Below are 13094 nucleotides of genomic sequence, written 5' to 3' on the forward strand. Positions count from 1 at the left end.
CCGCACGGGCGAAAGGTCCATAGCCATGCGCGGACCGGGATCCACGGGTTCCGCGCCGGGGCGCGACGGGCCGTCCCCCGGGCCCCGGAAATAATCGGTGGCCCCACGGACCGGGCCCTCCCTAGACTCACCGATCGCGGGGGCGGCTCCGCAAGCGTGCTTCCTTCTCTCTTTCTCTGACACCCGTAGCGCGCTCACTCTCCGCCTCCGCCTCACCCACTTTTCCGGCTCCCGGGAGATCTCCGCTTGTCCGTACTGTCGTCCGTGCTGCTCCGCCGCCTGCGAACCGTCTACGTCGACCAGGCCGGGCCACGGCCGGGGGACCCGGCGACGACGGAGGGCCTGGTCGCCCTGGAGACCGAACTGCTCGACCGGGGATTCGCCCCGACGGCACCACTGCGCGCGGCGCTCGCCTGGCTCGGCCCCGCGGGACTCGCGGACGCCGGCGGCACGCTGATCCGGCAGATCGACGCGGAACTGGGCGCCGACCGCACCCATATGCCGCTGTTCCGCAGCTTCCCGGCCTCGGTGCCCGACGACACCTTCCAGCTCTACGTCGACCGTGTCTTCACCCTGCTGCTGCAGTGGCCCGCCCAGCCGTGCGTCCTGTGCGCCACGGTCGGCAGCGTGCATCCCGTGTCGCCGTGCGCCCATCTGGTGTGCCGTACCTGCTGGGACGGCGGCGACTACGCCGGCTGTCCGCTGTGCCACCGCCGGATCGACGGCGCGGACCCCTTCCTGAAGCCTGCCGCACCCCGGCTGCAGCGCGAACAGCCGGTCGGCCCGCTGAAGTTGCTGGCCCTCGGCACCGACCTGCGGGCGGACACGACGAAGGCGCTGCTCCGGCTGCTGGCCCGGCGGACGCCGCTGCCGCCGCAGGACCGGGACGATGTGAAGCTGCTGCTGGGACACGCGCCCACCGGTCTCGACTGGCTGCCCGCGGACATCCCCGTCCGTGAGACGAAGGCGCTGGTGCTCGGGATGCTCCTGCTGGACCGGCGCACGCGCGCGGCCGTGCGCCCGCTGCTCGCCGCGCACCTCACCACGGCGACCGACGTGCTGCGGCTGCTGCAGGTCTGGTCGGGCGGCGAGGCCGATCTCGTCGAACTCCGCCCCTTCCGGACGATCCCCCGCCCGCTGCGCCGCGAACTGCTCGCCGTGCTCGACGGGTTCGAGGCGGCGTCGCTGGTCGAGGACGTACTGCGGCATCCGGTCGCGTGGAAGCGCGCCGCACAGGTCCTGCACCCCTACGAGCGGTACGAGCGGCAGCCGAAGGCCGCCCTCGCCTTCGCGGTGCTGCGCGGCACCGACACCTCCGCGACGCCGCTCGGCGAGGCCCTGCTGCGCACGGCGGCCGCGCACCCGGAGGCGGTCCGCGTCGACGGCTCCCGGATCAAGCCGGACTCCTGGGGCGCGCACACCGAACAGGCTCTGCGCGACAAGGACTTCCCCCGCGCGCTGGACCTGCTCGCCCGGCGGCCCGGCGAACTGCTGCGCAGGCTCGACCACCTGCTGCGCCTGCACGAACTGGAGGAACTGCCCGACGCCTTCGCCGACACCCTGCGGCGGGTGCTCCCGGGGGCCGGTCCCGGTCCGCTGCTCGCGGCGCTCGGCCGGCTGCGGGTCCGCCATCTCCCGGGCGAGCGACGGGTGTTCTTCCCGCGCGGGAAGGTCACCCACTCCTTCACCCTGGACGACACCCGGGCCCCGCTGTCCGAGGCGGTCACCGACGGCGTCTGCGCGCTGCTCGAGGCCGAGGCCGTGCGCCGGCTGTCGTCCGGCCCGCGCTTCGACCTCGCCGTCCTCGACGCGGACCTCGCGGACCTGGCCGTCCCCTCCGCCGAGCGCGCGTCGGCGAAGGCGCTGGTCTCGGTGCCGCGCGGCAGCAGCCGGCCGCTCCCCGAGGGGGAGGTCCTGCGCCTGTTCCTGCACTGGACGCAGCCCGCGAAGATCCGCGTGGACCTCGATCTGTCCGTCGCGCTGTACGACGAGGAGTGGACGTACGTCGGGGTGTGCGACTACACGAATCTCGTCCACGGGGAGCGGGCGATCGTCCACTCCGGGGACCTGACGTCGGCCCCGGCGCCCGACGGCGCCACCGAATACGTGGACCTGGACCTCGCGGCGCTCTCGGGCGGCCCCGTGCGCTTCGCCGTACCCATCGTCTTCAGTTTCAACGACATCGCCTTCGAGCACCTTCTCGACGCCTTCGCCGGCTTCATGGCCCTGCCCTCGAAGGACGGGCGCGACGCCTCGTACGACCCCCGCACGGTGCGCCAGCGCTACGACCTGGAGGGCGACTCGCGCGTCCACGTCCCGCTGCTGGTCGATCTGGAGCGCCGTACGTTCCTTTGGACCGACCTGCATCTGCCGGCGTCCGAGGGCTTTCACAGCGTGTACCGGCACAGCGCCGACCTCGGGCGCGTCGGCAAGGACCTGTTCCAGTACTTCACCACCGGCCGTACGACCCTGTGGGACCTGTCGGTGTGGCACGCGGCGGCCCGCACCGACGAGGTCGTCGTGATCCGGCGGATGCCGTCGCTCGGGGAACTGTGGCACTACACACGCGGGGAGGGCGAGACGGACGTGGCCTTCGCCGTCCGGATACGGGCTCTGGAGCCCCCGCAGCGGCGGCGGCCGGCCGAGGACCCGGAGGGGCTCGCCGCCGAGGCTGCGGCGAAGAGGCATGTGCTGCTCGCCCTGGTGCACGGCGGCGTCGCCCCCGAGGGCGCGAGCGGATCCGTGTACCGGCTGCTGCCCGGCCCGGCCGACGGCTGCGGTCTGACGCCCCTGACGGCCGGGGACCTGGTGGCGGCGCTCGGCTGAACGCGTCGGCGCCGGGCCCGCCGGTGCCGACCGCCGGGACCGTGCGCACGGGACCCGGTCGCGGGTCGCGGGAGCCCGGTGCCGGGGTGGTCGGAGGCCCGGTGCCGGGGTGGTCGGGGGCCCGGCACTGGGGTGGTCGGGGGCCCGGTGCCGGGGAAGGCGGGGGCCGGGATGTCAGCCGGGGCCCGTATCCTCATTGACCATGCTCGAAGACCTCACGACCGCAGCGCCCCCTGCCTCCTGGCCGGCCGCGTATCCGCAGGGATACGCGGTCGTCGACGTGGAGACCACAGGACTGGCCCGCGACGACCGGATAATCTCCGCCGCCGTCTACCGGCTGGACGCGCGCGGCGAGGTCGAGGACCACTGGTACACGATGGTCAATCCGGAGCGGGACCCGGGCCCGGTGTGGATCCACGGTCTGACGAGCGAGATGCTCGCAGGGGCACCGCTCTTCCACGAGGTGGCCGAGGAGTTCGCCGCCCGGCTCGCCGGCCGGGTGCTGGTCGCGCACAACGCGGTCTTCGACTGGTCGATGATCGCGCGGGAGTACGCGCGCGCGGAGCGCGAGGCTCCGGTGCGCCAGCGCCTGTGCACCATCGCGCTCTCCAAGGAGCTGGGCCTGCCGCTGCCCAACCACAAGCTGGAGTCGCTGGCCGCGCACTTCGGTGTCGTACAGCAGCGGGCGCACCACGCGCTGGACGACGCGCGCGTGCTGGCCGAGGCGTTCCGGCCGAGCCTGCGCGCCGCCGCGGAGGGCGGGGTGCGGCTGCCGCTCCTGGAATGCCTGCCGCTCAAGGAGTGGTCCGACAGCGCCGCGGCCCCGCGGACCGGGCGGCAGTCCGGGGGCTACGCGTCCGGCGGCTACCCGTCGGGGAGTTGGCGCCCCTCCCGCAAGCGTCCCGCGTGCCCCTACCCGAACCCCGGGCGGTACACGGCGGACAAACCGCTCAAGCAGGGCATGCGGATCGCGTTCTCCGGGGACACGTCCGTCGACCGCGAACTGCTGGAGGACCGGGCCGTCGAGGCCGGGCTGCACGTCGCGACGAGCCTGTCCCGGCTCACCAGTCTGCTGGTGACCAACGACCCGGACTCCGGCACGTCGAAGGTGGTCAAAGCCAGGCAGTTCGGGACACCGGTGGTCGACGAGGCCGCGTTCGGACAGCTCCTGCGCGACGTCGAACCCGCGTCGGAAGAGTGACGGGCGTACGGGTGATTGACGGGCGACTCGCCCCGCGCCCGCTCGCCCGCGCCGCCGCGGCACCCCACCCTGTGGCGCATGGCGAGATGCGAAGTATGCGGCAATGACTACGGAATGACCTTCGAGGTGCACGCACAGGGTGCCGTGCACGTATTCGACTGCTTCTCCTGCGCGATCCACCGGATGGCCCCGATCTGCGAGCACTGTCGCGTTCAGGTCATCGGCCAGGGCGTCGAGGTCGAGGGCCACTGGTACTGCGGCGCGCACTGCGCCCGCGCGGAGGGGAAGGCGGGGATCGTCGACAAGGTCTGAGCCCCGGCCCGTCCCCCCGGACAGGACATCGCCCGGCCCCCGGCGGGACCCTCCCGTCGGGGGCCGAATCATGCCGAGTACCGTCAATGGGGTGTACCGCTTCCTGTTGACCCGGCAGTGGGTGATCCTCACCCTCGTGGCCCTCGCGCTCATCCCGACGATGATCAAGCTGGGCTTCTGGCAGCTCCACCGGCACGAGCACAAGGTCGCCCTGAACACGGTGATCTCCGACTCGCTCGCCGCGAAGCCGGTTCCCGTGGAGACGGTCACCACGCCGGGCCGGCAGATCCGGGACGACGACCTGTTCCGCCGGGTGACCGCGAAGGGCCGCTTCGACACCGCGCACGAAGAGGTCGTCCGCCGCCGCACCAACGCCGACGGCGAGGTCGGCTACCACGTCCTGACCCCGTTCGTCCTGGACGACGGCCGGGTCCTCATGGTGAACCGGGGCTGGGTCCCGGCGGACGGCGCGCAGACCGCCTTCCCGAGGATCCCGGCCCCCGCCCCGGGCGAGATCACCGTCACCGGCCGGCTGATGGCCGACCAGACGACCGCCGAGAGCGGCATCAAGAACGTCCGGGGCCTGCCCGCCCGTCAGGTCATGCTGATCAGCAGCGGGCAGGAGGCACGGCGGCTCGGCAGGCAGGTCCTCGGCGGCTACGTCGAGCAGACCGCGCCGGCGCCCAAGGGCGGCTCCCCCGAGCTGATCCCGGACCCCGAGCACAGCGACATCGGACCGCACATGGCGTACGCGATCCAGTGGTGGCTGTTCTCCGCGGGCGTCCCCGTCGGCTGGGTGGTCCTGGTCCGCCGCGAGCGCCGCGACCGGGCGGAGGCCGCCGCCGCGCAGAGCGCTCCCGAGGCGGAGCCGGCGGGCGTGTAGCCCGGCGGCGGGCACTCGCGGCTCCCGTCCGTCCTGCGCCGCCGCTTCCGTCCGCCGCCCCGCCCCTCGCTCGCTCGCCGTCCCGCCGCGCACCGCCCGCCGCGCACGGGCGCGCACGCCACTCTGGCGGCCCGATTGGCCGTTGCCCCGTTCGGGAACCCGTCCACCGTGCACCGACACATCGAGGACTACGCGCTCATCGGGGACGAACAGACCGCCGCTCTCGTGGGCTGCGACGGCTCCGTCGACTGGCTGTGCCTGCCCCGCTTCGACTCCGCGGCCTGCTTCGCGGCCCTGCTGGGCGACGAGGACAACGGTCACTGGCGGATCGCGCCCGAGGGCGCGGACGTGTGCACCCGGCGCGCCTACCGTCCGGACACGCTGGTGCTCGACACCGAGTGGGACACCGCCGAGGGCTCGGTCCGGGTGACCGACCTGATGCCGCAGCGCGAGCACGCCCCCGATGTCGTACGCGTCGTCGAAGGCCTCAGCGGCCGGGTCCGGATGCGCAGTCTGCTGCGGCTGCGGTTCGACTACGGCTCGGTCGTGCCGTGGATGCGCCGCTCGGACGGCCACCGGGTCGCGGTCGCGGGGCCGGACTCGGTGTGGCTGCGCAGCGAGCCGCCCGTGCACACCTACGGCAAGGACTTCCGCACGCACTCGGAGTTCACCCTGGAAGCGGGCGAGAAGGTCGCCTTCGTCCTGACCTGGCACCCCTCGCACCGGCCCCGGCCGCCGCTGTGCGACCCCTTCGAGGCGCTGGAGACCAGCGTCCAGGACTGGAGGGCGTGGGCGGCCCGCTGCCGCTACGACGGACCGCACCGGGACGCCGTCGTCCGCTCCCTGATCACCCTCAAGGCCCTCACCTACGCGCCGACCGGCGGCATCGTGGCCGCCCCCACCACCTCGCTGCCCGAGGAGATCGGCGGCGTCCGCAACTGGGACTACCGCTACTGCTGGCTGCGCGACTCCACCCTCACCCTCGGCGCGCTCCTGTCGGCCGGCTACCACGAGGAGGCCGAGGCCTGGCGCGACTGGCTGCTGCGCGCGGTCGCGGGCGACCCGGCGGCCCTGCAGATCATGTACGGCCTGTCGGGGGAACGCCGGCTGTCGGAGTACGAGATCCCGTGGCTGTCCGGTTACGCGGACTCCTCGCCCGTGCGGGTCGGCAACAGCGCCGTGGAGCAGCTGCAGCTCGACGTGTACGGCGAGGTCATCGACTCGCTGTCGCTCGCCCGGCGCTCCGGCCTGCCGTCCCGGCCCCACATGTGGCGGGTGGAGTGCGCCATGATGGAGTTCCTCCGGGTGGCGTGGCGGCAGCCCGACGAGGGGATCTGGGAGGTGCGCGGCCCGCGCCGGCACTTCGTGTACTCCAAGGTGATGGCCTGGGTGGCCGCCGACCGCGCGGTGCGCACCCTGGAGGACGACCCGGCGCTCGACGGGGACATCGAGGCCTGGCGGGCGATGCGCGACGAGGTGCACCGGGAGGTGTGCGAACGCGGCTTCGACCCTGTCCGGAACACCTTCACGCAGTCCTACGGTTCGACCGAACTGGACGCCTCCCTGCTGCTCATCCCGCGCGTGGGCTTCCTGCCCCCCGACGATCCGCGGGTGATCGGCACGGTCGACGCGGTCCGCGCGGAACTCGCCCCGGACGGCTTCCTGGTACGCCGTTACAGCGCCGCCACGACCGGGATCGACGGACTCCCGGGCGGCGAGGGCACCTTCGTCGTCTGCTCGTTCTGGCTCGCGGACGCGCTGCATCTGACGGGCCGTACGCGGGAGGCGCGCGAGCTGTTCGAGCGGCTGGTCGGCCTCACCAACGACCTGGGTCTGCTGTCCGAGGAGTACGACCCGGTCGCGGACCGCCAGCTCGGCAACTTCCCGCAGGCCTTCAGCCACATCGGTCTCGTGGTGTCCGCACTCAGCCTGTTCGGCGTCGACGAGGCGGGCGAAGCGGACGGGGCCGTCCCACCGGGATGAGGGAGGATAGGGCCATGGATCTTGGACTGAAGGATCGTGTGTACGTCGTCACGGGAGCGACCCGCGGCCTGGGCAACGCCGCCGCGCGCGAACTCGTCGCCGACGGCGCCAAGGTGGTCGTCACCGGACGCGACGAGGACACCGCGGCCGACGCCGCCTCGGCGCTCGGCCCGAACGCGGTCGGGGTCGCGGCCGACAACGGCGCCGCCGAGACCCCGGCCCGGCTGATCGCCGGCGCCCGGAAGCACTTCGGCGGCTTCGACGGCATCCTGATCAGCGTCGGCGGACCGCCGCCCGGGTTCGCCGCGGACAACACCGACGAACAGTGGATGGTGGCGTTCGAGTCGGTCTTCCTCGGTGCGGTACGCCTCGCCCGCGCCGCCGCCGAGGAACTCGGCGAGGGCGGGGTCATCGGCTTCGTGCTCTCCGGCTCGGTCCACGAGCCGATCCCCGGGCTCACCATCTCCAACGGTCTGCGCCCGGGCCTCGCGGGTTTCGCCAAGTCCCTCGCGAACGAACTGGGCCCGCGCGGCATCCGCGTCGTCGGGCTGCTGCCGTCCCGCATCGACACGGACCGCGTCCGTCAGCTCGACGGCCTGTCCGCCGATCCCGAGGCCACCCGGGCGGCCAACGAGGCCCGCATCCCGCTGCGCCGCTACGGCACCCCGGAGGAGTTCGGCCGCGCGGCCGCGTTCCTGCTCTCCCCCGCCGCGTCGTACCTCTCGGGCATCATGCTTCCGGTGGACGGCGGAATGCGGGGCGGGTTCTAGAACCCTCCGCGGGACGGGATCCGAAGAACCTCCGCGGGGCGGGTTCCGGAACCTCCGCGAGCCGCGGCCGGTCAGGTCACGCGTTCGGCGCGGTGCTTGACGCCGCGCAGCCGCACCTCGGCCGGGAGGGCGGCGAGACCGGCCGAGTCCCGTGCGTGCGCGAGCGCCTCCACGGTCAGCAGCCGCAGCGCGTGCCCGGGGTCCACATGCGGTTCCAGCAGGAGCCGCACCCGTGCCTCGGGCAGGCTGCGCCGGCCGGTCAGGCGGACGTCGGCGTGCTCGACGCCGCCGAGGCGAGCCGACTCGGCGGCCAGCACGCCCTCCAGGGCCCGTCCGCGCAGCAGCGCGCCCGAGCCGTCGCCGGTGTCGACGAGCACGTCGGCGAGCCGACGGCGCCGCACGACGGCGACCAGCCACCACAGGGCGAGCAACAGGAGCACCGCGAGCGCGGCGATGACGACGGGCCACCACCAGCCCTGGTCCCGCCACTTGGTCCGTTCGGCGGTGCTGAGCAGCACGTCGTGCCGTCCGTCGTAGATCCACCACGACGGTGGTCGTACGCCGAGTCCGACGGCGAGCACGGAGCCGCCGAGGACGAGCAGCACGAGCCCGATGAAGCCGATCAGTACACGGTTGACGATCCGCAGCACGGACCTCACCCCTTCCGTCCGGGGCGCGCGACATGCACCGACAGGGCGGGCGAGCGGGCCAGTCCCAGCCCCTTGATGCCGTCGGCGAGCGTGGTGTCGAGATCGGCGCGCACGTCGTCGAGTTCCCGGAAGTGCGCCACCGCGCGGACGTCGACCTTACGGCGCTTCACCCGCACGCGGACCGACTGCACACCGGCGACCTCCATGGATCGGTCGCGGAGCGCCATCGCGGCGGCGCCCCGGTGCAGTCCGGCCCGGACGTCGGCATGGGTGCGCCGCATCGGCAGCACGTCCCGAAGTCCGGGTGTGGCGGCGAGGACGACCAGCCACAGTCCCAGCACGGCGGCGATCCCGGCGCCGACGAGGACCGCGGTGTCGTCGAGCGGCCGTTCGGCGAGTTGCCGGGCCAGCCAGGTCCGCCAGTACAGCGCGGAGCGTCCGGCACGCACGGCCACGACGTCGTAGAGGAAGGCACCCGCCGCGACCAGGAGCAGGAACGCGAGGATGCCCGCGGGGACACGGCGGGCGGACCAGAACCGGCCCTGACTGCCGTCCTCGTCGCCGGCGGTGCCCAGCGGTTCGTAAGCGGCGGAAGAGGCGGACTGCCCGAGGGCGCCCGCACCGTCCCCGCTCTCCGACTGCTGCGGCTTCTCCAGTACGGGTGTCTTCCGGGTGTCCTTAGAGCCCTGGGGCTCGCTCATCGCGTCCTCCCCTGTACCGCGCCGGACTCGTGCGTCAGATGCAGCCGCTCCACCTGGACGGCCACCTCGGGCACTTCCATCCCCGCCAACGCCTCTACCCGCTCGGCGACATGACGACGCACCGCGCCGCACTGGGCGCCGATGTCGGCGGGGTAGCCGAGTTCGAGGCTGACCCGGACCCGGGCGCTGTGCGTCGGGGTGCCGTCCGTGCCCCCGGAGCCCGACGCCTGCCGCCGCACGACGACCGTCGCGTGCGGGGACACGGCGTCGGCGGGCAGCGGTGGCAGTGCCTCGCGCGCCGCGCGCGCCGCGATCTTCGCGACGACACGGTCGGCGATCCGGGTGGCGCCCCGCTCGGGGGGCGGGACGATCGCGAGGCCCGGCCGGGTCTCGCCGGGCGGGTCGGCGTGATCGGGCACGCGTCACCGCCGCCGGTCGTCTCGGGCGCGGAAGAAGTCGCCGATGTCCATGTCCCCCTCCAGGAACCGTCCGGCGACGAACCCGACGGCCCCCAGAGCGGCCACCAGGAGGAAGGCGCCGAAACCGCCGAAGTACCCGGCGAAGCCCAGCGCCATTCCGGCGATCATGCCGATCACGGCCAAGCTCATAGTGCGCTCCTCAGCGGTCGGTGGCCGGGGGATCACTCATGGTGCGGCGGCCGGTGTGCCCGGTCATCGGGGACCGAGTGTTCCGGTGACCAAGGGACTGGATGTTCCGGTGACCGGGTGTCCGGTGGCCCCGGGGGTCAATGGAGCCGTGTCTCCGGCTCTTCTTCCTCTTCCTCGGGAAGCTTCACATCACTCACCGCGATGTTGACTTCCACCACTTCGAGCCCCGTCATGCGCTCGACCGCGGCGATGACGTTCTCGCGCACGGCTCCGGCCACGTCGGTGATCGACACGCCGTACTCGACGACGATCTCCAGGTCGAGCGCCGTCTGTACCTCTCCGACCTCGACCTTCACACCCCGCGACACGGATTTGGAGCCGCCCGGCACCCGGTCGCGTACCGCTCCGAAGGTCCGGCTCAACCCGCTGCCCATCGTGTGGACACCGAACACCTCGCGGGCGGCGAGCCCGGCGATCTTCTCCACGACTCCGTCGGCGATCGTGGTCCGTCCCCGCGTGGCGGGGTCTCCGCCGCCGCGCCTGGTGGGCTTACGGGTCTGCTGGGGCTCCTTCTCGGTGTCGGGGCTGTCCGTCCGGTTCCGCTCGGTCATGTCGGTCATCGCCGTACGTCCCTTTCGGTCGTCCTCCTCTGCTCACAGTAGGTCGGGTCGCGCGATCGCGCGCCATGGATGGGGCACGCTGGAACGATGACGGCGGATCGGTGGACACACGGGGTACGGCATCAACTCGGGCTCGGCAGACTCCTGCCGCTGGGGCTCGCACTCGACGGCGCGTGGATCACGGAGGAGGCGGCCGAGGCGGTGCTGCGGCGTGAGACGGCGACCGTGGCGGGGGTGCGGCTCGGGGTGCTGCGGATCGCGCTCGCCGACCCGGACCTGGCCGGCACACCGGCCGTACCGCCTCCGCCCAGCGCCCTGCCGCCCGGCCCGCTGCGCGTCACCGCGGAGTTCGGGGCCTCGGCGGATCCCACGACCCAGGGCACCGAACCCCTTCCGGCCGTCGCGGCCCGGCTGCGCCTGACCGTGGTGTCCGCGGCGACGCGGCGCCTGGGTCTCGACGTCACGGAGGTGGACCTACGGGTGACGGACCTCCTGGAGGAGGACGAGGCACCCTCGGAACACCCGGCGGGCACGGAACGGGGCACGCCCGCGGCGGCCCCGGCCGACGGCGTACGGAAGAGCGCCGTCGGCGGGGCGGCCGGCGGCGTACGGGAGAGGACCCGAGACGGGGCGGCCGACGGGACTCGGGACACGGCCGACGGCGGGGCGGCCGGTGGCACGGGGACGGCGTCCGTGCCGAAGGACCCCGAGGAGGCCCGGATCGCGGCGGCCGCCCTGGCCGTCCCTGGCGTCATCCGTCTGACGGACGCCCTGGGCCGGCCGGTCCACGTCGAGAGCGCGCCCGCCGCGGAACCGGCCCTGCCGCGCCGCCACATCCGCGTCGAGCTGGAGGTCTCCGGGGACGGACGGGCGGTGGACGTGGCACGGGCGGTCAGGGCCGCGGTCGCCGAGGCCGCACGGGACGCTCCGACCGTGGCGGTACTGGTGACCGCCGTGACCCCGGGGACCGGGACCCCGTCACGGCGACCATGACCACCGAGGGCCGGGACACCCCCGCCCGAGAACGTCGACCACCGCGGGCCGGGGCACCCAACCGTCCGAGAACGTGACCACCGCGGGCCGGGCCCCGTCCGGCAACGCGACCACCGCAAGCCGAGACGTCCGCCCGGGAAAGTACGACGTACGCACGGCAGCGCACCCGCCCCCGGAACACGTGAGCCCCGCGGACCGGGGCCTCGGCGCCCGGTCCTCAGGAGTTCGACCGTTGCGGGGCGGGGCGCCCTGCGACACCGGGTGCCGCCTCGAAAGGGCGGGAGCAAAGAGCCCGGTGCGCGCCCGGAGGGCTACTCGCCCACGCCCGCGAGGTCGCGGAGCCTGCGGGCCTGGGACGCCCGCTCGGCGGTGCGCTGCTCCTCGTACGACCGTTCCTGTGCCCCGCGCAGCAGCGCCTTCGTCTCGATCACGGCGTCCCGCGGCGCGGCCAGCAGCGCCGCGGCCAGGTCGCCGACCGCCGCGTCGAGCTGCGCTGCGGGCACGGCGAGGTTGGCGAGTCCGGTGCGCTCGGCCTCCTCGGCCAGGACGAAGCGGCCCGTGGCGCAGATCTCCAGCGCACGGGCGTACCCCACGAGGCCGACCAGCGGGTGCGTCCCGGTGAGGTCGGGCACCAGACCGAGGCTGGTCTCGCGCATGGCGAACTGCACGTCGTCGGCGACGACGCGGAGGTCACAGGCGAGCGCGAGCTGGAACCCCGCGCCGATGGCATGCCCCTGGACGGCGGCGATGGACACGATGTCGCTGCGCCGCCACCAGGCGAACGCCTCCTGGTACTCGGCGATGGTCGCGTCGAGCTCGGCGTCGGAGCCGCGCGCGAGGTCGATGAACGACGGTTCCCCGTCGAAGCCCTCGGGCGTGAACGCCTGCCGGTCGAGCCCGGCGGAGAAGGACTGTCCCTCGGCGCGCAGGACGACCACCCGGACGGAGCCCGGCAGTGACCGACCGGCCTGCGTCAAGGCCCGCCAGAGAGCAGGACTCTGGGCATTGCGCTTGGCCGGATTGGTCAGCGTCACCGTGGCGGTCGCGCCGTCGACGGTGAGCCGTACGCCGTCCTGGTCGAGTACCGGGTCGAGATCCTTGTCGAGCGAAGCCATGCGGTGCCTCCGATGGGTGCGGTCGGATCAGGCACGTGCCTCGACCAGACGAGGAACGCACCTAAGTGACTGCACAGTAACCACCCGGCCGGTCACCCGACCGACCGGGTGGTCACCACCGAAGCCGATGGGGACGCCCGGCCTCAGGCCGAGGCGGCCTTCTTGCCCCGCGTCGCACCGCCACGCCCTCGGAGCGTGACACCCGACTCGCTGAGCATCCGGTGCACGAAGCCATACGAGCGGCCGGTCTCTTCGGCCAGCGCTCGGATACTCGCACCGGAGTCGTACTTCTTCTTCAGGTCTGCCGCGAGCTTGTCGCGCGCGGCGCCGGTAACCCGGCTGCCCTTCTTCAGAGTCTCGGCCACCCGGTCCTCCTCATGGGAAGTGCGCTCTGGACTCTCATGATCACCCCTTTCGGGCGCCATGGCCACC

At 73.4% G+C, this 13094-nt stretch carries 14 protein-coding genes; 7 read left to right on the forward strand and 7 right to left on the reverse strand.

Annotation, left to right across the window (positions count from 1 at the left end):
• The first annotated feature begins 246 nt into the window (after positions 1–246).
• The 6 genes from ACH4S8_RS35690 (at position 247) to ACH4S8_RS35715 (ending at position 7975) form a co-directional block, all read left to right on the forward strand.
• Positions 247–2826, forward strand: coding sequence for an MXAN_6230/SCO0854 family RING domain-containing protein (locus ACH4S8_RS35690; RefSeq protein ID WP_398401674.1), 2580 nt, complete (start codon positions 247–249; stop codon positions 2824–2826).
• Positions 2827–3028: 202 nt separating this feature from the next.
• A complete protein-coding gene (locus tag ACH4S8_RS35695) occupies positions 3029–4027 on the forward strand; it encodes a DEDDh family exonuclease (protein WP_398401676.1) in 999 nt (332 codons plus the stop codon).
• Positions 4028–4105: 78 nt separating this feature from the next.
• Positions 4106–4339: a hypothetical protein gene (locus ACH4S8_RS35700; protein WP_078943477.1), complete on the forward strand. Its 234-nt coding sequence runs from the start codon at positions 4106–4108 to the stop codon at positions 4337–4339.
• Positions 4340–4430: 91 nt separating this feature from the next.
• Positions 4431–5222 carry an SURF1 family protein gene (locus tag ACH4S8_RS35705; RefSeq protein WP_398401679.1) on the forward strand — a complete coding sequence of 264 codons (792 nt, stop codon included), beginning with the start codon at positions 4431–4433 and terminating at the stop codon, positions 5220–5222.
• A 168-nt stretch (positions 5223–5390) separates the two neighbouring features.
• Positions 5391–7205, forward strand: a complete 1815-nt coding sequence (locus ACH4S8_RS35710; protein ID WP_398401681.1) for a glycoside hydrolase family 15 protein — start codon at positions 5391–5393, stop codon at positions 7203–7205.
• A 14-nt stretch (positions 7206–7219) separates the two neighbouring features.
• Positions 7220–7975, forward strand: coding sequence for an SDR family oxidoreductase (locus ACH4S8_RS35715; protein WP_398401683.1), 756 nt, complete (start codon positions 7220–7222; stop codon positions 7973–7975).
• Positions 7976–8046: 71 nt separating this feature from the next.
• Here ACH4S8_RS35715 and amaP read toward each other — a convergent pair whose 3' ends face one another.
• The 5 genes from amaP to ACH4S8_RS35740 all read right to left on the reverse strand — a co-directional run bounded on the left by amaP (position 8047) and on the right by ACH4S8_RS35740 (position 10554).
• Positions 8047–8625, reverse strand: a complete 579-nt coding sequence (gene amaP / locus ACH4S8_RS35720; protein WP_398401685.1) for an alkaline shock response membrane anchor protein AmaP — start codon at positions 8623–8625, stop codon at positions 8047–8049.
• Positions 8626–8630: 5 nt separating this feature from the next.
• The gene (locus tag ACH4S8_RS35725; RefSeq protein ID WP_398401687.1) at positions 8631–9326 is read right to left on the reverse strand and encodes a DUF6286 domain-containing protein; all 696 of its coding nucleotides are present in this window, start codon (positions 9324–9326) and stop codon (positions 8631–8633) included.
• Positions 9323–9745: an Asp23/Gls24 family envelope stress response protein gene (locus tag ACH4S8_RS35730; protein WP_398401690.1), complete on the reverse strand. Its 423-nt coding sequence runs from the start codon at positions 9743–9745 to the stop codon at positions 9323–9325. The genes ACH4S8_RS35725 and ACH4S8_RS35730 overlap by 4 nt, the downstream gene beginning before the upstream one ends.
• Positions 9746–9748: 3 nt before the next feature.
• Positions 9749–9934 (reverse strand): hypothetical protein, encoded by a 186-nt coding sequence (locus tag ACH4S8_RS35735; RefSeq protein ID WP_398401692.1) that lies wholly within the window; start codon positions 9932–9934, stop codon positions 9749–9751.
• 137 nt (positions 9935–10071) lie between these two features.
• Positions 10072–10554, reverse strand: coding sequence for an Asp23/Gls24 family envelope stress response protein (locus tag ACH4S8_RS35740; protein WP_398401694.1), 483 nt, complete (start codon positions 10552–10554; stop codon positions 10072–10074).
• Positions 10555–10641: 87 nt separating this feature from the next.
• Here ACH4S8_RS35740 and ACH4S8_RS35745 point away from each other — a divergent pair, with 87 nt between their 5' ends.
• The gene (locus tag ACH4S8_RS35745; RefSeq protein ID WP_398401696.1) at positions 10642–11547 is read left to right on the forward strand and encodes a nucleopolyhedrovirus P10 family protein; all 906 of its coding nucleotides are present in this window, start codon (positions 10642–10644) and stop codon (positions 11545–11547) included.
• A 311-nt stretch (positions 11548–11858) separates the two neighbouring features.
• On the opposite strand, the gene ACH4S8_RS35750 is transcribed toward ACH4S8_RS35745, so the two are convergent.
• Both ACH4S8_RS35750 and ACH4S8_RS35755 read right to left on the reverse strand, forming a co-directional pair.
• Positions 11859–12662 (reverse strand): enoyl-CoA hydratase/isomerase family protein, encoded by an 804-nt coding sequence (locus ACH4S8_RS35750; RefSeq protein ID WP_398401698.1) that lies wholly within the window; start codon positions 12660–12662, stop codon positions 11859–11861.
• Between the two features lie 143 nt (positions 12663–12805).
• Positions 12806–13027, reverse strand: a complete 222-nt coding sequence (locus ACH4S8_RS35755; protein ID WP_006123601.1) for a helix-turn-helix domain-containing protein — start codon at positions 13025–13027, stop codon at positions 12806–12808.
• Between the last annotated feature and the right edge of the window lie 67 nt (positions 13028–13094).

Source organism: Streptomyces sp. NPDC021080, from assembly GCF_044333225.1.
In the GTDB taxonomy this organism is placed as follows: domain Bacteria; phylum Actinomycetota; class Actinomycetes; order Streptomycetales; family Streptomycetaceae; genus Streptomyces.

Bases quoted from the DNA above. Each gene is read 5' to 3' on its own strand.
- ACH4S8_RS35700 (WP_078943477.1), top strand. From the start codon at position 4,106: ATGGCGAGATGCGAAGTATGCGGCAATGACTACGGAATGACCTTCGAG.
- ACH4S8_RS35735 (WP_398401692.1), bottom strand. From the start codon at position 9,934: ATGAGCTTGGCCGTGATCGGCATGATCGCCGGAATGGCGCTGGGCTTC.
- ACH4S8_RS35745 (WP_398401696.1), top strand. From the start codon at position 10,642: ATGACGGCGGATCGGTGGACACACGGGGTACGGCATCAACTCGGGCTC.
- ACH4S8_RS35695 (WP_398401676.1), top strand. From the start codon at position 3,029: ATGCTCGAAGACCTCACGACCGCAGCGCCCCCTGCCTCCTGGCCGGCC.
- ACH4S8_RS35750 (WP_398401698.1), bottom strand. From the start codon at position 12,662: ATGGCTTCGCTCGACAAGGATCTCGACCCGGTACTCGACCAGGACGGC.
- ACH4S8_RS35740 (WP_398401694.1), bottom strand. From the start codon at position 10,554: ATGACCGACATGACCGAGCGGAACCGGACGGACAGCCCCGACACCGAG.
- ACH4S8_RS35715 (WP_398401683.1), top strand. From the start codon at position 7,220: ATGGATCTTGGACTGAAGGATCGTGTGTACGTCGTCACGGGAGCGACC.
- ACH4S8_RS35725 (WP_398401687.1), bottom strand. From the start codon at position 9,326: ATGAGCGAGCCCCAGGGCTCTAAGGACACCCGGAAGACACCCGTACTG.